Here is an 18,739-nt window from a genome sequence, read left to right as displayed (position 1 = left end):
CTGCTTTGCCGTTTAGCGCCGCCCTTCCCATAGCCAGCCGGCAATGACAAAACCCGCCGCCAGCAACAGGCCCAGCCAGGCAGGCAGCAGTGCCGTTTGCGAGACCGAGCGGGTCTCGTAAGCGGCGCGTGGCGTCAGCCCGATCCAGCCGCGCCCAGAGGCAGGGCGACCAGCGCTCACTTCGCGCAGCCGGGGCAAGCCCTCTTCCAGCGCCAGGGCACCACCGCGCAGGGGCGCCAGAACCGGGCTGAGCAGATCGGCAGTTGCGATGGTTTGCTGAAACTCCCGCGGGGCGGCCGGGCCAAGGCCAACAACCGCATCTGCAGTGCCTTCGCCAAGCCGGTAAAGCCCGGGTTCCGCGCCGGTATAACTCGCCTCCCACAGCCCCGGAGCGCGCTCCTGCATCGGCAGGCTGGTCACGCTGCCATCGGGACCCGTCACGGTAAGCGGGCCCGCGTCGCCACTCATCCGGCGGCGAAAGACCTGCATGGTCTGGCCGGTGACCTCGGCCCAGAGCATCTCTTCTTCCAGCTCAGGCTCTTTCATCATCCAATGGGCCAGGCGGCGCAGCAGTTCCAACTGTGGCCCGCCCCCTTGGTAGCCGCGACTCCAGAGCCAGGCATGATCCGAGGCCAAAAGCGCGACGCGCCCCGCCGCCACGCGGTTCAGCACCAGCAGTGGGCGGGCCTCAACCCCTTCCATCAGGACATGGCCCTGAGCGGCGGCAAGCTCGATCTGGCGCAGCCAGCTGCCCCAGGGGGTTGTGCCCTCTTGCCGGTGAGGGTCCAGCCCTGCGGTCACCGGGTGGCGATGGCCTGCTTCGGTCACGGCGGGGCGATAGGCCTGTTCCAGCACCCGCGCGGTGGGGGCGGCCGGCAGCACTCGCGCCAGTGGCGAGCGATAGATCGAGTCTGCACTGGCAAAATCCGGCCCCGCCGCCACCAGAACGGCACCGCCCTGTTCGACGTAATTGGCCACATTATCCAGATAGATCGCTGGCAGGATGCCGCGGCGTTTGTAGCGGTCAAAGATGATCAGATCAAAGTCTTCGATCTTTTCCAGAAACAGCTCGCGGGTGGGAAAAGCGATAAGCGACAGCTCATCTACTGGCACCCCGTCCTGTTTTTCCGGTGGTCGCAGGATGGTGAAATGCACCAGATCAACCGAGCTGTCGGATTTCAGCAGGTTGCGCCAGGTGCGCCCGCCGGCATGGGGCTCGCCCGAGACCAGCAGCACCCGCAGCCGGTCGCGCACCCCATTGATCTGCACCAGGGCGGCATTGTTGCGATCGGTGAGCTCGCCGTCGATTTCGGGCGTGGCAAAGCGGATCACATTGCGCCCCCCATGCGGCAGGGTGAGCGGCAGGTCAAAATCGACCCCAAGTGGCAGGTTAAAGCGCTGCGGCGCAGCGCCATCAATGGAGATCTCCAGCGGCGCCTGACGCTGATTTGCAGGGGCGGCGCCCTGGTCCTCAATCCGCAGGGTCAGGGTGACGGGTTCACCGATAATGGCAAAGGCCGGGGCATTGCGCAGGATCAGGCGTCGGTCCCAATCGCCCTGCCTGCCGGTCATCAGCAGATGCATCGGCGCGGGCAGATCGATGGTATGGTCGGCGTCATGCACCTGACCATCTGAGAGGGCAATAATGCCGGCCACACGCCCCTGCGGCTCATCCGCCAAGGCCTGCGACAGGGCCTGCATCAGGGCGGTGCCGCTGTCGCCTGCGCCATCCTCGACGGTGATCCAGCGGGTCTCGGTATTGGGGCGGGCATCGAGTAGCTGTTCCAACCCGGTACGGGCCTCGTCCAGCTGTGCCTCACGATCCGAGAGCTGCTGACTGGCAGTGTTGTCCACCGCTACCAAAACGATATCGCTGAGCGGCGCGCGGTCCTCGGTTTGGCGCAGCGGGCCACTCAGGGCGCCGAGCAGGCAGAGGGCGGCCAACCCCCGCGGCCCCCAGCCCGGCAACCGCCGCCACAGCGCCAGGGTCAGGCTGGCCAGGACCAGTACCGCCAGAGCCCAAATCACGGGCCAGGGCAGCAGCGGATCAAAGAGAATAGTCTGTGTCATCAAATCCGCCCCTATTGTCCCAGCCGTTCCAGCAGGGCCGGCACATGGACCTGATCGGATTTGTAATTCCCGGTGAGCACATGCATCACCAGATTGACACCAAAGCGATAGGAAAGCTCACGCTGGCGTTCGCCCGCATAGCCGCGCCCAACAGGCAGCATTGGTCGGCCATTGGCATCCACCGCCCAGGCCGCTGCCCAGTCATTGCCGCCGATGACTACTGGCGTCACCCCATCATTCAGATCGCGAAAGGGAATGCCCTCGACCTGCTCGGCATCCGCCGGGGAGGCCTCCACCCAGAGCGCGCCTCGCGGGTGGCGACCGGGGAAATCCTGCAACAGATAGAAAGACCGGGTCAGGACGTGATCGCTGGGCAGTGGCTCCAGTGGCGGGATATCCAGTGGCAGGGCCAATTGCTGCAATCGCCGCGCCGCCGGGCTGGCGGTACCACTGGCCGCGCGCCCCGCATCGCGGGTGTCAAACAGGATCATGCCGCCGGACCCTAAATAGCTGTTCAACCGCTCATAGGCCTTTGCTGAGGGCAGCGGTTGTGTCGCGGTGACGGGCCAGTAGAGCAGCGGATAGAGCGCTAGGTCATCCCGCTCCAGATCAATGCTGACCGGTGTCGAGGGCTCAACAGAGGTGCGGAAAAACAGCGTATCTGACAGGCCGCGCAAGCCGGCGAGGGCGATACGGTCTGTTTTGGCGTCACCGGTGAGAACATGGGCAAGCGTCAGCTCGCCCGCGCGGATGACATGTTCGCCAGGGGCTGTTTCTTCCTGCGCTTCTTGGGCCTGAACGGCACCGGGCATTCCCGACAGTCCCAGCCCTGCGCCAAAGACGAGGGCGATCATCGCCAAGCCCTTGGGGCGGGTCAGCAGGCCACTGATCAGCAGTGTCGCTACCACATCCAGGCTCAGCAAAACGAGCGCAAGCCCCAGCAGGACCCCGGCCAAAGCCCGCTGCTGGCTCTTGTTGTATCCGGCCAGGGTAACATCGCTGCCCCAGCTGGCGGCGGTCAGTAGATCGCCCTGCGCCAGTGCATTGCGGGCCAGGCTGCGGCTGTCACTTTGATAGAGGCCAGGACGTAGCGCTGGCCCGGCGGGTTGTTCGATCAGGTCCGGACCGGAGACCCCAGGCAGGGTCGAGGCCTCAGCGCTGCGGCCAAAGCCGTCCAACACGGTGACGGGCCGCCATGTGGTGCCTTCGAGGCTTTGTGCCTCAGGCGGTTTTGCGGCGGAGGAGACGGCAAGTCGCTCCAACATGCGCACAAACAGACCGGAGATCGGCAGGCTGCTCCATTCCGCATTGGCGGTGACATGGAACAGAACCACCTGCCCCTGTCCCAGGGCCTTGCGGGTGACCAAAGGCGTGCCATCTTCCAGCGCGGCAATGGTGCGCGCGGCGAGGCTGGGATCGGGCTGGGCGACTACCTGCGACGAGACGGCGACCTCCGCCGGGATGGGGAGACCAAAGAAGGGCGAGCCCTCAGCAAAGGGCGCAAGAATTTTGGGCTCACCCCAGCTCATGGCGCCGCCAATGCTGCGCCCACCAATGCGCAGGCGGACGGGCATCAGCAGCTCTTCGGCTTCACGGGCGGTATCGCTGGAGGCCAGACGTGGCCCGGCAAAGCGCAGCAGCATACCGCCTGCCTCGACCCAAGTTACCAGATCTGCTTGGGTATCGGGGGCGATCCGCGCCACATCGGCCAGCACAATCACATCCGGGTTGGCGGGCAGGATATCTCCCAGGCTGCCCTCGATCAGATCAGCCGTGGGGGTCAAGGCCTGGCGCAGGTAGTGCAGCGGTGACAGCAAGGCCAGCCCCTCATCCTGAGCGGCGGAAGAAATCAGCGCCACCTCGCGCCGCCGCAGGCTGTCATCACTGAGCGCCACAGCCCCGGCAGAGCGCTGGTCCGGCAGCTCAAACCGTTCAATTCTGGCCCGCAGCTCTGCCGGCAGGGCGAGTTGCAGGCTCGCCTGTGTGGCGCCGACATCAAACTGCGCCGTGACCTGTGCCAGGGTGCGGTGGGTGCCGCCGGGATCGCGGCCCCGCGCCTGTACCTGGACTGTACGTGCCGGCAAGGTGGCCTCGCCCGGCTGGCTGCGCAAAAGCGAGATCTCCAGCGCGCCGTCTTTGGCCACTGGGGGTAATAGCCCCAACACCGGCAGACCGGAAGAGATCACCGTGACCTCCCCGCGAGCCTTCAAGGCCTTGATGATTTCCTGTTGCCCCGCATAGGTCAACCCATCGCTGAACCAGAGGCTGTCGAAAGGCTCTGCACTGGCGGCGAGATGGGCGCTGGCACTGGCGATCTGGTCCGCAGTGGGCTGCCAGGGCTGCGGCTGCAGGCCGGGCAATTGTTGTTGCCAGGTGGTCGCAGCCTGGAATTGTAGCGCCTTGGGGGCGGAGAGCTGTAGCAGCGCCACGGGTCGGTTGGCGCGGCCCGCCTCTTCCAGGCGGGCGCTGATCTGTTTGCTGGTTTCCTGCCAGCCTGTGGCCCCGGCCCAGGTGCCATCCAGCACCAGCACCAGCGGGCCGGACCCGGCGATATCGCGGGTTGGGTTCAGCACCGGCCCGGCAAAGCCCAGGATCGCGGCTGCCACCGCCATGAGCCGCAGCAGCAACAGCCACCAAGGGGTGCGATCGGATTGGCTGTCCTTATCCGCGAGACCCAGCAACAGTGTTACGGCGGGAAAGATCTGTTTGCGCGGCGCCGGGGGCACTGCCCGCAACAGGATCCACAGCAACGGCAGCACCAGCAGCCCCAGCAAAAGCCAGGGTGCGGTAAAGCCAAGACCACCAATCATTGTCATATCTGACCCCGATCCATCGCGTGATAGAGCCACATCAGGGCGACAAGCGCCGGATCACTGCTGTGATGCTGTCCCATCCGCCAGCCTGCCACGCGACACAACCGCTCCAGCGCATCGCGACGCTCGGCCAGGCGTTCCAGGTATTCATCGCGCAGTGATGCGGCCTTGAGTGTTTCATGAGTAAGCGCGCCACTAACGCTTTCAAATCGGGTACGCCCGGCAAAGGGAAAGCGTTCCTCGGCAGGGTCCAGTACCTGCAGCAACACGCCATGCACGCCGCGATCCGCCGCTTTGGCGAGGGCGCGTTCCAGCGGTTCAAACGGGCCCAGAAAATCAGAAATGAACAGGGCGCGGGCATGGGGTGCCATAGCGCGGTCCTCAGGTGGGGCATAGTCCTGGCTATCATCAGCGCTCAGTGCATCTGCAAGGCGCAGGATCTGTAGATTGCCCCGCCGTGGCGGCAGGTTGCCCCCGGTGAGGCCAACCCGTTCCCCGCCGCGCAGCATCAGGATTGACAGGGCAAGCCCGATCAGTCGGGCTCGGTCAATCTTGCGGGGCAGGGCGGGCGTTGAGGCAAAGCGCATCGAGGCGCCCTGATCGATCCAAAGATGCACCGTCTGGGCAATCTGCAATTCGCGTTCACGGACAAACTGCTGGTCGCCCCGGGCAGAGCGGCGGTGATCAATCATGCGGCGACTGTCGCCCTGTTGCAGCGGGCGGTACTGCCAGAAATCATCGCCCAAGCCTGCGCGCCGCCGCCCGTGATCGCCGCCTAGCACCGAGCCGGCCAGTTGCTGCGCCTGCACCAAAAGCGGCGGCAGCGCACTGGCGGCAGTTTCGGCACTGCTGCGCAATTGAACTGCCTCGGTAGTAGACGTGACAGTTTTGGGGGCGGCGAACTGGGTCATGCAGCGATCCCGTTTTGGCCCAGATCAGCCGCGGTCTGGGCAATCAGATCGCTGAGGCTATCGCCGCGCGCCCGGGCGGCAAAGCTCAATTGCATACGGTGGCTCAGCACTGGCAGCGCCATGTCGAGCACGTCTTCGGCGTTAGGGGCCAGACGGCTTTGCAACAGAGCACGGGCGCGCACTGCCAGCATCAGGGCCTGGGCTGCACGCGGGCCGGGCCCCCAGGCGACAGTCTGCGCTACCCGCTCCGAGACATCGGGCTCTTCGGGGCGGAACGCGCGCACCAGATCAAGGATCATTTCCACCACTGAATCACCCACCGGCATGCGGCGCAGCAGCTCTTGTGCTGCGATCAGATCCTCAGGGGCAAAGACCTGATGTGCCTTGTCCTCTTCCAGCCCAGTGGTGGCCAGCAGGATCTCGCGTTCGGTGTCACGGGTGGGATAGGGCACGTCGATCTGAAACAAAAACCGGTCGAGCTGTGCCTCTGGCAGGGGGTAGGTGCCCTCCTGCTCGATCGGGTTCTGGGTGGCCAGAACATGAAAGGGCAGCCCCAGGGGCCTGTTCTCACCGGCGACGGTCACCTGGCGTTCCTGCATGGCCTGCAACAGGGCGGATTGGGTGCGCGGGCTGGCGCGGTTGATCTCATCCGCCATCAAAAGCTGGCAGAACACCGGGCCCGGCACAAAGCGAAAGGCGCGACTGCCGTCCGTCTTGGTATCCAGCACCTCAGAGCCGAGGATATCAGCAGGCATCAGATCCGGGGTGAACTGCACCCGTTTGCCATCCAGTCCCATGACGGTAGACAGGGTTTCCACCAGCCGGGTCTTGCCCAGGCCGGGCAGGCCCACCAGCAGACCATGGCCGCCACAGAGCAGAGTGGCCAGCGTCAGGTCCACGACCCTCTCCTGTCCGATGAAGCGGCGGGTGATCGACTCCCGCGCCAGTTGTAGCTTTGCTTCCAGAGCTTCAATCTGGACCAACAGATCGTCGGGTTCGGACATGACATTCCTTTCGCGGCGGATATATGCTCTTACTCTATCGCGGTTGAGGGAAATGGCAAAAGCAATGAGTGGACAAAAAACTGTGACACCATCGGCAGATGGGCTTGCGGCTTCGATCCAGGCGGCAGGCAAGGCCGGGGTACGCGGCGGATTGCCGCCGGTGCATCTGTGGAACCCGCCCTTTTGCGGTGACCTGGACATGCGGATCGCCCGGGATGGCACCTGGTTCTATCTTGGTACGCCCATTGGGCGCTTTGAACTGGTCAAGCTGTTTTCTTCGATCCTAAAACGGGAAGAGGGCAAATATTTCCTGGTCACCCCGGTGGAGAAGGTCGGCATCACCGTGGACGATGCCCCCTTTGTGGCGGTGGATTTTGAGGTCAGTGGCACAGGCGAAACGCAGCAGCTGCAGTTTACCACCCATGTGGGTGATCAGATGCTGGCGGGGCCGGATCATCCGATTCGGGTGGAGCGCAACGCTGAGACCGGTGAGCCCTCCCCCTATGTTCTGGTGCGCAGCGACCTGGAGGCGCTGATTGATCGCAAGAGTTTTTATCGGCTGGTGGAGCTGGGATGCCATCACGAGGATTGGTTTGGGCTCTGGTCGGGTGGCGAATTCTTTCCAGTGATCCCCTCGGATGAATTGCCCTGATGTAACGCCCTTAGGGCCACCCTGGTTATGGCGGGGCATCGTAGGTTAGAAAAAATGCGTTGTTTTCTCTGCTTGGCTGGAAGGTCGCGTTGGGGCTAGACCATTGGCGACGACAGACAGGAGGCCTCTGACATGCCACGATTTGCGGCAAATATATCAATGCTCTTTGCAGAGCTGCCCTACCTGGATCGTTTTGCCGCGGCTGCAAATGCAGGGTTCACGGCAGTGGAGATCCTGTCGCCCTATGAGTATGCCGCCAAGGAGACCCAGCGGGCCCTGCTCTCCAATGGGTTGGAGCTGGTGCTGATCAACGCGCCACCGCCCAATTATACTGGCGGTGAGCCGGGCTATGCGGCGCTGCCGGACGGGGTGGATCGGTTCCAGCGCGACATCCGCCGGGTGCTGCGCTACGGCGAGATGCTGAATGTGGGCCTCATCCATGTCATGGCCGGCTATGCTAAGGGCGATGAAGCCCGTGATACCTTTATCACCAACCTGCGCTGGGCGGCGGATTTTGCCCCAAAACAGCGCATTTCCATCGAGCCATTGAACGCCGGCGATCAGCCGGGCTATTTTCTGGATGATTACAACCTTGCAGCCGAGGTTCTGGAGGCGGTGAATCGACCCAATGTAGGGCTGCAGTATGATGCCTATCATGCCCAGATGATCCACGGCGATGCGGCCCAGGTCTGGGAGAGTTTTGGCAAACAGGCGGTGCATGTACAGATCGGAGCGGCGCCCAGTCGCTGTGAGCCGGGAACCGGACCAGTAGATTTCGCTACCCTGTTTCAAGCCATCGATGACAGCGGCTACCGCGGCTGGGTGAGCGCGGAATACACCCCATCCACCCTGCGGACCGAGGACAGCCTGGGCTGGATGTTGGTGGAGTGAGGTTTGAGTATTTACATATTGTTATTGGAATGTATATTGCGCAGTGACCGCGGGCATATGCCTGAGGTGAAGACTCCGATGCTTGATCAAGGACAGATGTAATGATCCCTGCCCGCCTTGCCCCCGCAGTTGTTGGTTTTATCCTCTCGGGGCTGATGTCCTGTATCGTGACTCTGGTGGCTTCCGTCAAAACGGTTGGTCTGGGCGATCAGGTTGTTTCAACCTGGCTGAGTGCCTGGTTCTTTGGCTGGCCGATTGCCTTTGTTGTGGTGCTATTCGCAGGACCGGGCGTGCGCCGACTGGTCGCGACTTGGGTAAAGCCCTCCCCTTCAGAGTAAGACCTGTGAGGCCGGTCTGCAGCTCCGCAATCGGGAAGTTGGTTTATTGTGTCGGTGGTGCTCCCGCCAATTCCGAGACATCCCGAGGGATGTCCCTTTTTTGTTGGGGGTGGCGCCGCGCTGACGCGCGGCGCAAAAAAAGAGCTGCTGAGAGGTGCTTCAGGGGCAGGTTTGCCCTAAAGCACCAGTGCCAGCGTCACAACAGTCCGAGTCGCCTCAAGGGCAAGCCGCGCAGGGCGCGGCGGCTCTGCCGCCCTTGACCCGAATCGGACCAACTCGGAGGATGGGTTGCGATTTGGCACTGCCGCGCCGCGCGTCAGCGCGGCGCCACCCCCGACGGGGGAGGACCAATCTTTGATTGTTCCGAGACGGGCGGGAGCCCCCCGCACAGGATTGCCTAATGGGCTTCGGCCCAGTTGCTGCCCTGTCCTGCGTCGACGCTGAGTTTCACGTCCAGATGTACCGCTGGATCCGCGGCGTTTTCCATGACTTGGCGGGCCGTCTCGATGGTTTCTTCCACGGCTGCTTCGGGCACTTCGAACAGCAGTTCATCGTGCACCTGCAGCAGCATGCGGGCAGGCAGATGGGCGATGGCCTGGGGCATCCGCACCATGGCGCGCCGGATCACATCGGCAGCCGTGCCCTGGATCGGCGCATTAATAGCGGCGCGTTTGGCAAAGCCGGCGCGCGGGCCTTTGGCTGCTATCTCGGGCGTGTGGATCTTGCGGCCAAACAGGGTCTGCACATAGCCGTGCTCTTTGGCGAATTCCACAGTCTGATCCATATAGGTACGGATGCCTGGGAAGCGCTCAAAGTAGCGGTCGATAAAGCCCTGGGCCTCGGCCCGCGGGATGCGCAGATTGCGGGCCAGACCAAAGCCGGAAATCCCGTAGATGACGCCAAAGTTGATCGCCTTGGCCTGTCGGCGAATATCCGAGGTCATCTGATCCAGCGGCACGTCGAACATCTCTGAAGCAGTCATGGCGTGAATATCCTGACCGGCGGCAAAGGCGGCTTTCAGCGCGTCAATCCCGGCCACATGGGCCAGTATGCGCAGTTCGATCTGGCTGTAGTCGAGCGACAGCAGCACATTGCCCTCTTCCGCCACAAAGGCCTCCCGGATGCGGCGACCTTCTTCGGAGCGGACGGGAATGTTCTGCAGGTTGGGATCCGACGAGGCCATGCGGCCGGTATTGGCCCCGGTCTGAATATAGGAGGTATGCACCCGGCCAGTCTCTGGATTGATATGGTCCTGCAGCGCATCTGTGTAGGTGGATTTCAGTTTGCTCAGCTGGCGCCAGTCCAGCACCAGTCCCGGCAGAGCATGTTCGGTGGCCAGATCCTCGAGGATGTCGGCACCGGTGGCATAGGCGCCGGTCTTGCCTTTTTTGCCGCCGGGCAGCTCCAGCTTGTCAAACAGGATCTCGCCCAGCTGTTTCGGCGAGCCGACATTGAAGGGCTGGCCGGCCAGTTCGTGAATCTCATCCTCCAGCCCGGCCATTTTCTGGGCAAAGGCATTGGACATACGGCTGAGCGTGTCGCGGTCGACCTTGATGCCGTTGCGCTCCATTTGCGCCAGCACGGGTACCAGCGGGCGCTCCAGCGTTTCATAGACCACCGTTACCTGTCGTTGATGCAGTTCGGGCTTGAAGTGTTGCCACAGGCGCAGGGTGATATCGGCATCCTCTGCGGCATAGGGCACGGCGTCGGCAAGGGGCACCCGGTCAAAGGTGATGGCGGATTTGCCAGTGCCCAAGAGCGGTTTGATTGGGATTGGTTTATGGTCGAGATAGCGCTCCGACAGGATATCCATGCCGTGGTTATGCTCACCCGCGTGCAGCGCATAGGACATCAACATGGTGTCGTCGATCGGCGCCACATCAATGCCGTAACGATGCAGGATCTTGGCGTCATATTTCATGTTCTGGCCGATTTTGAGCACCGCCGGATCTTCCAGCATTGGCTTCAGCATCGTCAGGGCCTGCTCCAGCGGCATCTGACCTTCGGCCAGCCCTTCGCCGCCAAAGAGATCATCGCCGCCTTGTTTATGCGTCAGCGGAACATAGCAGGCTGAACCGGGGTCAACACAAAGCGACACACCCACCAGATCCACCACCATTGCATCCAAGCCGGTGGTTTCGGTATCTACCGCCACATAGCCCCGCTCATAGACCTGGTCGATCCATTCCTGCAGGCCTGTCGCATCGCTGATGCACTCATATTTTTCGGCATCAAAAGGTACCGCTGCCGGGGCTTCTGTTGTGGCTGAGCCACCAGAGGCACTGGCCTCGGGGATGGCAGGGGCATCGAGACCCAGCTGGTCGGCCAGGCGTTTGGTCAGGGTGCGGAATTCCATCTCAGACAGGAAGCCCAGCAGCACTTCAGGGTCCGGGTCCAGAACTTCGAGATCCTCGATGGTGAAATCCAGATCCATGGCGCAGTCCAGCTGCACCAGGCGTTTGGACATCTCAATCTGATCGCGTTTCTCGATCAGGGTCTGGCGGCGTTTGGGCTGCTTTATCTCTTCGGCGCGGTCCAGCAGTTCTTCGAGCGAGCCATATTCATTGATCAACAGGGCAGCAGTCTTGATGCCGATGCCAGGCGCACCGGGCACGTTGTCGACGCTATCGCCCGCCAGAGCCTGCACATCCACCACCCGGTCGGGGCCAACGCCAAATTTCTCGTGTACCCCATCACTGTCGATGCGCTTGTTCTTCATCGCATCCAGCATTTCAACGCCGCCGCCGACCAGCTGCATCAGGTCCTTATCCGAGGAGATGATAGTGCAGCGCCCGCCGGCGTCGCGGGCCTGATGGGCGAGGGTGGCGATGATGTCATCGGCCTCAAAGCCTTCGACCTCTTTGCAGGCGATATTAAAGGCGCGGGTGGCGTCGCGGGTCAGCGGAAACTGCGGGCGCAGATCTTCGGGCGCTGGCGGACGGTTGGCTTTGTAGAGGTCGTACATGTCATTGCGGAAGCTTTTGCCGGAATGGTCAAAGATCACCGCCACATGGGTCGGCGCATCGGGACCGGTGTTGCCCTCGACGTAGCGGTGCAGCATGTTGCAGAACCCGGCCACGGCGCCAATCGGCAGCCCGTCCGACTTTCGCGTCAGGGGCGGCAGTGCGTGATAGGCCCGAAAGATAAAGGCAGAACCATCAATCAGATGCAGATGGCAGCCTTTGCCGAATTTACTCTCGCTCATGGCCCGTCGCGCTCCCCTGGGAAATTCGTTCGTGTTCCGTTTCCGGTTATCGGTGATCTGGCGGGCAAGAGCAATTGCCGTTTGGCCAGTTTCACAGAGAGGGAGGATGGGGCAATGGGTGCACTTGTCAAAACATTCCCATGGTGAGGCCTGCTCCCATGGCTTGGCCCAAATCGGCGCAGGGCTCCAGCTGAACCGCAGAGAGATGTTTTTCTGCCAGGATCGCCTCTGGCGTCTGGGCATGGGTACAAAGGATCAATGGCGGCTGCACCTCTTTCAGGCGCCAGCCCGTTGCAATACGGGCCAATTGGCGGGCGGCATTGGTGCCATCTGAACCAGCGCAGATCATCTGTGCATAGGCCCGTCCTTCGATCTGCCCCAGTACCGGGTAATAACAGCGGTCAAAGAACTCCTTCATCTGACCAGAGAGGGCAGCCAGATTCTCCGGCGCGCAGAAGATGTATCCCCCTGCTGCTAGCAGATCCTGCGGCTGAGCCTCTGAGGCCTCTAGCAACCGGGTGGGGCCTTCCGTCTGTGCAGTCTGATAGGCGGCCTCGGCCATCTGGCGCGTGCCACCGGTGCGGGAATGATAAATGATCAGCAACTGGGTCATCTCGGCAGCATAGCCAGTTTGGGGCAGGGGGCCAGCGCATAGGGAAAGCAGAGTTGCCCTATTCCTTCAAATAGAGCCATTGGGAGAGGCTAACGGAATAGGGTAAGGGCGTCCAAATGCCAAAACGACGGCCTGAGGCCCGGATCATGCGGGAGACCCAGGTATTGCAAGTGCGAAACAGGTGAAACTGTCCCTTGGCGGCATAGAACCGATCGCCCGGAGTGAAGCCGGGTACATCCAGGCTTCGCACGGGCGCTCTTTCGGGTCGTTCAAAACTGTCGGCAATGGCCAAAAGAAAGGCCTCGTATTCCGCATCATCAAACTGGAGGCTAGGTAAGTCTGGCAGGTTGGCCTGGTGCCCCAGAACCTCGGCGCGCATCACGGAGCGGTCACCAAAGGTCGCCTTCAGCAGGGTTGACGGCGTCAACTCCTGATAGCGCTCTGTGGTGTAAAAGCCGTGGGCGCCCCAGCCAATCACCAGCCAGCGCGCGTTCAGATGGTTCACGGGTAGTCCGCTGGCCTGCAGAAAACCAAACTGCGCGCGCGTTTGCGCATCCAATGGCAGCAAAAAATCATAGTGAATAGGGCCAGCAACCAGCAGAACCTGATGGCTGCGCGCAGTCGCGGGTATCTTTGCCGATCCGGAAGGGATCACCGCGCCCAAGACAGCTGCAAGGCAATAGGCCGTGATCAATCCAATTGGCAAAAGCAGGGCTCTTGCCAATTTCTTGACCAGGCTCAGCCGGGTGGTCAGGCGGCGGCCTCTACGTGGTCTTTGTGGATGTATTTGCAGTCGCAATAGGGGCATTCGACAAAGCCCTCGGCCTCGGGGATCTGCAGGTAAACCCGGGGATGACCCAATGCGCCTTCGCTGCCGTCGCAGGCAACGCGGTAGGTTTCAACGATCTTGGTTTCGGGCGCTTCAATAGTCATCGCTGGCGGTCCTTATGAATTTCGGCTAGGCGCATGGTTAAACCATGTATGTCTGATGCAAAAACCGGGGGCAAGTACTGCTATGAGAGATGATGCAATCCGTATCGAAAGCTTGCGCAAAACCTACAAAGGCGCCAAAGGCCAACCGGAAAAGCAGGCTCTCAAGGGGATTGACCTCACCATCCCGCGGGGCTCGGTCTTTGGTCTGCTGGGGCCAAATGGCGCGGGCAAGTCCACCATGATCAATATTATGGCGGGTCTGGTGCGTAAGACATCCGGTCGGGTAACGATCTGGGGCTTTGATCAGGACGCCAACCCGCGCCAAAGCCGCGCCGCTATTGGCGTCATGCCGCAGGAGCTGAACCTTGATCCGTTTTTCACCCCGCGCGGCGCATTGGAAGTGCAGGCGGGGCTATATGGCGTGCCAAAGGCCCAAAGGCGCAGCGATGAGATCCTGGAAATGGTCGGGCTGACCGATAAGGCCCAGGCCTATGCGCGCACTCTGTCTGGGGGCATGCGGCGGCGGCTCTTGCTGGGCAAGGCGCTGGTGCATCACCCGCATATCCTGGTGCTGGACGAGCCCACCGCCGGAGTTGATATCGAGCTACGTCAGATGCTTTGGGAGAACATTCGCAAGCTGAACCAGCAGGGCATGACCATCATTCTGACCACCCATTATCTGGAAGAGGCCGAAGAGATGTGCGACGAGATCGCCATCATCGACCAGGGGGAAGTCGTGGCGCGTGACAGCACCGCCAATCTGTTGGGGCGTCTGGATGCCAAATCCATGGTGGTTCACCCGGCCAGCCCGGTGACCAGTCTGCCACAGGGGGCGGGTATTACCTCAGAACTGCGTGACGATGGCGCGGTGCTGCTGCGCTACCACGGCAATGACACCAGTGCCGAAGAGGTTCTGGCAGCCGTGCATGGCGCCGGTATCTCCATCCGCGACGTCAAAACCGCCGAGGCCGATCTGGAGGATGTCTTCCTGTCGTTGACCAAATCGGGTTGAAAGGAACAGGTTCCAACGCGAAACTGAACACAACAATGACGGCAGATTTACATGATTTCTCGTACGAGATGGGCAGGTTCTGAGGGGTTAAACCTGCCTGCAAAGCCGGTTGCGTTGCACAGCTGCCCGACGTCTGAATCTGTCCCGCCGGGCGAGCCCATGAAGCTTGTAGCAATGCGGATCAAAAGGGACCGGATGCTCGACTCTAAGAAGCAGGCGGCTATTTTGGGACAACAAACTTGATGTCCAGCTCAAACAGCTTGGAAAGTGATGACAAAAAACCGGGTGATTGGGAAATAATGATCTTGGAGGCTAGGCTCAGGACTCATAACCAGAATATGACGGTTGCGGCGAGCGCGATGGCGGAGAGGAATACCTTAGGGCATCTGTCGTAACGAGTAGTCACGCGACGCCAGTCTTTCAGACGACCAAACATGGTCTCAATCCGGTTCCGCCTTTTGTAGCAGCGCTTATCGTACTTGATGATTTTGTCGCGTGACTTCCGGCCAGGGATGCAAGGCGTTATGCCCATATCTACAAGGGCTTCACGGAACCAATTCGCGTCATGACCACGATCCCCGAGCAGCCAATCGGCTTCTGGCAGGCTACTCACAGGAGCTCTCGCTCTAGTATAATCGCTCACCTGACCAGCTGTCATGAAGAACCGAATTGGTCGTCCTATTGTGTCGATCACAGCATGTAGCTTTGTGTTCATTCCGCCCGTTTTCGGGGTGTTTGATCCTGCAAACTCCGCCCGATCAGACGTCCACGCCCCGCCTCTTTTGACCCGTATGCTTGAGGCCATGCGGTGTGCTCTGGGGTAGGTCGCGTCAATCGAGATCGTCTTGCTGTCATGCGCTACGGCAGCCAGCCCCACCATGATGCGCGCAAAGCCCCCCCTGTCGCTCCACCGTTTCCAACGGTTGTAGAGTGTCTTATGTGGTCCATACTCCTTAGGAGCATCACACCAGCGCAAACCATTGCGATTGATGAAGACAATTTCGCTCAAAACGCGACGATCATCTACGCGTGGAACTCCATGGCTCTTCGGGAAATAGGGCCGAAGCCGCACCATTTGACCTTCTGCCAACCAGTAAATATTGCTCATAGTATCCCCTATAAGGGAAAATTGAATCATGCAGGCGCGGCTGTAGCAAGAAATTTAATAGGTCCTGATCCTAGTTGGTTGTTTCGGGGGGGGGGGAACAATTGGCGTCGCTAGTCGCGGTCGATGCGGGCTTGGTAGCAATTGTTGCGGGCAGAGCGGATATGGACATAGGCGACCCGTTTGTCTGTCAGAATTGCTTTTGCCTGCTGCATCATTTGGGCCTGTGGGATCACGATACCAGTGCCATAGACGATGCGATCTTCGCCATTGTAGCCCTTGATCAGATAGTCGGGTGCGTTGGTCAGCATCTCGGGCAGCGCGGCGCTGTCGTGACGGGTGCAGGGATCGGCGCAGAGGAAGATGGGCCCGGTTTCGGCATAGGGCTGCGCGGTGTCAAAGGGGCGATGAGCCAGAATCAACATTTCTGCCCCTTTGGGAATATGGCGCAGGCAGTGTCGACAGGGATTGCCGCCGCCGTCGGATACGGCGCGCTCTGGCGGCTGTCCATGGGCGTCCAGCCCACCGTTTTGCAGCCGTCGGGTGATCTCGGTGGAAAGGGCGGTGATCTTGGTCATTGTGGTGTCCTTTTGAGGATGGATCTGGAGTGATCCTGCCGCAGGTGCCGCTGTGTGATCGACCCGAAACATGCGGATAGATCAGCAGGGGCGCCCGTTTGATCCGTCGCGAGGTGGCAGCCGCCAAAGCTGCGCAGAACAGGGCGGCGGTGAGGGTAGTGAGCTGGGGAATTGTATATTTTGGGAAAGGTGAAACGGGCAGGGGCTCTGTTCTGGAGGGGGCAGAGTCTGATGGAAGGGTGGCAATCTTGGTACCCTGATACCAAGATCTAATTTTTTTATGTCTGTCTTTCAGAACAGGAGATGCTGATGAAAGCAATCACCCGGGTTCAAACTGGCCTGCGCCTGGAGACGCGGCTGTTGAAAACCATGAAAGCGCTGGCGGAATACCTAGATATCTCAGTGGCGGAACTGGTCGAGGGCACGGTTCTGCATGCCTTTGAGGGCAAGGCGCCCTTCTCTGAGGAAACGTTGAAGAAGATCGAAGCGCTGCGTGGTGTCTATGATCTGAGCCTGCGCGCCGAGGACAGTCACAGCCTGCGAGAGGATCCAAAATGAGTCGTGCAAATAGCGAAGGTCGCAGCGATTATGCCGTGATGGCACAAGAACTGAGTGCGGGGACACTGGGCCCTGTAGGGTTTAGCCATCGTGCGCATCTGGGCGTTGCTTATGAGATGATCACCCGTCATGAAGTTTTTGAGGCCATGGCGATCTATGCGCGAGGACTACGCGCCCTGACCGAGGCCGCGGGGGTGCCGGAGAAATACAATGCTACTGTCACACTGGCTTTCTTGAGCCTTACGGCGGAACGAGCGGCGGCCAAGGACTATGAAAGTACTTTGCAGTTTTTGACTGAGAATGACGATCTGCTCAGCTCGAATGTGATGGCACATTATTTCTCGCCCGCGCTCATGCGATCAGATCTGGCGCGTCGGGTGCCTTTGTTGCCGCGCCGGGATTGAATACCACGACTGATAACGCCACCTGTGACAGGTTGACGGTTCACCCCAAGAGGCCAAACGGTTAGAAGGCGGGGAACATTTTACCATCTGCCCTGCTTTGGAGCTTTGACATGTCCACGCCCAAACCCGTCGTTCTTTGCATTCTTGATGGCTGGGGCAGTGCGGCACCCGGGGAGGCCAATGCCCCCTATCTGGCGCAGACGCCGATGTTTGATGCGCTGATGGCGGCGGGTCCGCAGGCGCGACTGGTGACCCATGGGCCGGATGTGGGCCTGCCCAGCGGCCAGATGGGCAATTCCGAGGTGGGCCATACCAATATCGGTGCCGGCCGGGTGGTGGCGATGGATCTGGGCCAGATTGATCTGGCGATCGAGGATGGCTCCTTTGAACAAAACGCCGCCCTTTTGGCGTTCATTGCCAGGCTGAAAGAAACCGGCGGTGCTGCGCATCTGATGGGGCTGGTCTCGGATGGTGGCGTGCATGGCCATATCAATCACATTCTGGCGGCGATCCGGGCGATTACCGAGGCCGGGGTGCCAGTCTGGCTGCATGCCATCACCGATGGGCGCGATGTGGCGCCAAAATCGGCCTATGGCTATTTCGAACAGCTGAAAGAAGAGCTGCCTAAAGGGGCCAAGATCGCAACCGTCACCGGGCGTTATTTTGCCATGGACCGTGACAATCGTTGGGAACGGATTGGCGAGGCTTACGGCGCGATGATCAAGGGCGAGGGGCGCAGCGTTGCCGATGCCCATGATGCGGTGACCCATGCCTATAACCAGTCGGAAACGGATGAATTCATCGGCGCCAGTGTGATCCGCGGCTATGAGGGGCTGCGCGATGGCGACGGGTTCTTCTGCCTGAACTTCCGCGCCGATCGGGCCCGTGAAATTCTGCGTGCCATTGGTGAGCCGGGCTTTGCCGAGTTTGACACTGGCGCGCGCCCCAAACTGGCAGCCCTCTTGGGGATGGTGGATTACTCCAAGGGCCACAATGCCTATATGACCACCGCCTATCCCAAGGCTGAGCTGGTCAATACCCTGGGCGAATGGGTCGCCAAACAGGGCAAACGTCAGTTCCGCCTGGCTGAGACTGAGAAATACCCGCATGTGACCTTCTTTCTCAATGGCGGCAAGGAAGAGCCGGAACAGGGCGAAGACCGCGCCATGCCCAAATCGCCCAAGGTGGCCACCTATGATCTGCAGCCTGAGATGAGCGCACCGGAAGTGACCGAGAAGTTTGTTGCGGCGATCGAGGCGGGCTATGACTTGATTGTGACCAATTACGCCAATCCCGATATGGTGGGCCATACCGGCGATATTCAGGCGGCGATCAAGGCCTGCGAGGCGGTGGACCAGGGGCTGGCACAGGTGGTCGCAGCGCTGGAAAAGGCGGGCGGCGCCATGCTGGTGACGGCGGATCACGGCAATTGCGAGGTCATGCTGGATCCCGAAACCGGCGGCGCGCATACCGCCCATACCACCAATCTGGTGCCGCTGGCGCTGGTTGGCGGACCCAAAGGCGCCGGGCTGCGCAATGGCCGTCTTGCCGATCTTGCCCCCACCCTGCTAGAGCTTATGGATCTGCCCAAGCCGGATGAGATGACCGGTGAAAGCCTTTTGACCTGAGACCCAGACCAAAAAGACCTGAGC

Annotated in this window: 17 protein-coding genes; 7 read left to right on the top strand and 10 right to left on the bottom strand. The window is 61.0% G+C overall.

What is annotated here, in order from left to right:
- Window positions 1–12 precede the first annotated feature (12 nt).
- Genes ED661_RS01540 through ED661_RS01525 form a run of 4 tightly spaced genes read right to left on the bottom strand, consistent with a single transcriptional unit; the run spans window position 13 to window position 6,798 of the window.
- The gene (locus ED661_RS01540) at window positions 13–2,070 is read right to left on the bottom strand and encodes a hypothetical protein (protein ID WP_122072188.1); all 2,058 of its coding nucleotides are present in this window, start codon (window positions 2,068–2,070) and stop codon (window positions 13–15) included.
- Between the two features lie 11 nt (window positions 2,071–2,081).
- Complete coding sequence (locus ED661_RS01535) at window positions 2,082–4,886, bottom strand: DUF4159 domain-containing protein (RefSeq protein ID WP_122072187.1); 2,805 nt, start codon at window positions 4,884–4,886, stop codon at window positions 2,082–2,084.
- Complete coding sequence (locus ED661_RS01530; protein WP_122072186.1) at window positions 4,883–5,794, bottom strand: DUF58 domain-containing protein; 912 nt, start codon at window positions 5,792–5,794, stop codon at window positions 4,883–4,885. The genes ED661_RS01535 and ED661_RS01530 overlap by 4 nt, the downstream gene beginning before the upstream one ends.
- Window positions 5,791–6,798 carry a MoxR family ATPase gene (locus ED661_RS01525; RefSeq protein ID WP_122072185.1) on the bottom strand — a complete coding sequence of 336 codons (1,008 nt, stop codon included), beginning with the start codon at window positions 6,796–6,798 and terminating at the stop codon, window positions 5,791–5,793. The genes ED661_RS01530 and ED661_RS01525 overlap by 4 nt, the downstream gene beginning before the upstream one ends.
- A 64-nt stretch (window positions 6,799–6,862) precedes the next feature.
- Between ED661_RS01525 and ED661_RS01520 the strand changes: the two genes are divergently transcribed.
- The 3 genes from ED661_RS01520 to ED661_RS01510 all read left to right on the top strand — a co-directional run bounded on the left by ED661_RS01520 (window position 6,863) and on the right by ED661_RS01510 (window position 8,679).
- Window positions 6,863–7,450, top strand: a complete 588-nt coding sequence (locus ED661_RS01520; RefSeq protein WP_122072184.1) for a DUF1285 domain-containing protein — start codon at window positions 6,863–6,865, stop codon at window positions 7,448–7,450.
- 132 nt (window positions 7,451–7,582) lie between these two features.
- Window positions 7,583–8,341, top strand: coding sequence for a hydroxypyruvate isomerase family protein (locus ED661_RS01515; RefSeq protein ID WP_122072183.1), 759 nt, complete (start codon window positions 7,583–7,585; stop codon window positions 8,339–8,341).
- A gap of 101 nt (window positions 8,342–8,442) precedes the next feature.
- A complete protein-coding gene (locus ED661_RS01510) occupies window positions 8,443–8,679 on the top strand; it encodes a DUF2798 domain-containing protein (RefSeq protein ID WP_122072182.1) in 237 nt (78 codons plus the stop codon).
- 397 nt (window positions 8,680–9,076) lie between these two features.
- Here ED661_RS01510 and polA read toward each other — a convergent pair whose 3' ends face one another.
- From polA to ED661_RS01490, 4 genes are all read right to left on the bottom strand, one after another.
- On the bottom strand, window positions 9,077–11,884 hold the full coding sequence (gene polA, locus ED661_RS01505) for a DNA polymerase I (protein WP_122072181.1): 2,808 nt from the start codon (window positions 11,882–11,884) through the stop codon (window positions 9,077–9,079).
- 127 nt (window positions 11,885–12,011) lie between these two features.
- Window positions 12,012–12,497 carry a flavodoxin family protein gene (locus tag ED661_RS01500; protein ID WP_122072180.1) on the bottom strand — a complete coding sequence of 162 codons (486 nt, stop codon included), beginning with the start codon at window positions 12,495–12,497 and terminating at the stop codon, window positions 12,012–12,014.
- Between the two features lie 58 nt (window positions 12,498–12,555).
- Window positions 12,556–13,203, bottom strand: a complete 648-nt coding sequence (locus tag ED661_RS01495; protein ID WP_254054732.1) for a TIGR02117 family protein — start codon at window positions 13,201–13,203, stop codon at window positions 12,556–12,558.
- 44 nt (window positions 13,204–13,247) lie between these two features.
- The gene (locus ED661_RS01490) at window positions 13,248–13,430 is read right to left on the bottom strand and encodes a zinc-finger domain-containing protein (protein ID WP_122072265.1); all 183 of its coding nucleotides are present in this window, start codon (window positions 13,428–13,430) and stop codon (window positions 13,248–13,250) included.
- A gap of 82 nt (window positions 13,431–13,512) precedes the next feature.
- On the opposite strand from ED661_RS01490, the gene ED661_RS01485 reads away from it, so the two are divergent.
- The gene (locus ED661_RS01485; RefSeq protein ID WP_122072178.1) at window positions 13,513–14,442 is read left to right on the top strand and encodes an ABC transporter ATP-binding protein; all 930 of its coding nucleotides are present in this window, start codon (window positions 13,513–13,515) and stop codon (window positions 14,440–14,442) included.
- A gap of 325 nt (window positions 14,443–14,767) precedes the next feature.
- On the opposite strand, the gene ED661_RS01480 is transcribed toward ED661_RS01485, so the two are convergent.
- Together ED661_RS01480 and ED661_RS01475 are read right to left on the bottom strand one after the other, a co-directional pair.
- Window positions 14,768–15,550, bottom strand: a complete 783-nt coding sequence (locus tag ED661_RS01480; RefSeq protein WP_122072264.1) for an IS5 family transposase — start codon at window positions 15,548–15,550, stop codon at window positions 14,768–14,770.
- A gap of 110 nt (window positions 15,551–15,660) precedes the next feature.
- Window positions 15,661–16,125 (bottom strand): DUF1203 domain-containing protein, encoded by a 465-nt coding sequence (locus tag ED661_RS01475; protein WP_122072177.1) that lies wholly within the window; start codon window positions 16,123–16,125, stop codon window positions 15,661–15,663.
- A gap of 309 nt (window positions 16,126–16,434) precedes the next feature.
- Between ED661_RS01475 and ED661_RS01470 the strand changes: the two genes are divergently transcribed.
- From ED661_RS01470 to gpmI, 3 genes are all read left to right on the top strand, one after another.
- Window positions 16,435–16,683: a hypothetical protein gene (locus tag ED661_RS01470; RefSeq protein WP_122072263.1), complete on the top strand. Its 249-nt coding sequence runs from the start codon at window positions 16,435–16,437 to the stop codon at window positions 16,681–16,683.
- Window positions 16,680–17,087: a hypothetical protein gene (locus ED661_RS01465; RefSeq protein WP_122072176.1), complete on the top strand. Its 408-nt coding sequence runs from the start codon at window positions 16,680–16,682 to the stop codon at window positions 17,085–17,087. The genes ED661_RS01470 and ED661_RS01465 overlap by 4 nt, the downstream gene beginning before the upstream one ends.
- Before the next feature lie 110 nt (window positions 17,088–17,197).
- Complete coding sequence (gene gpmI / locus ED661_RS01460; protein WP_122072175.1) at window positions 17,198–18,715, top strand: 2,3-bisphosphoglycerate-independent phosphoglycerate mutase; 1,518 nt, start codon at window positions 17,198–17,200, stop codon at window positions 18,713–18,715.
- Window positions 18,716–18,739: the final 24 nt, after the last annotated feature.

Origin of the sequence: Pseudophaeobacter sp. EL27 (assembly GCF_900313025.1) — a bacterium.
Classification (GTDB): Bacteria; Pseudomonadota; Alphaproteobacteria; order Rhodobacterales; family Rhodobacteraceae; genus Pseudophaeobacter.
Note: the sequence above shows the minus strand (reverse complement) of the source record. Positions and strands in the feature narration are given on the sequence as shown.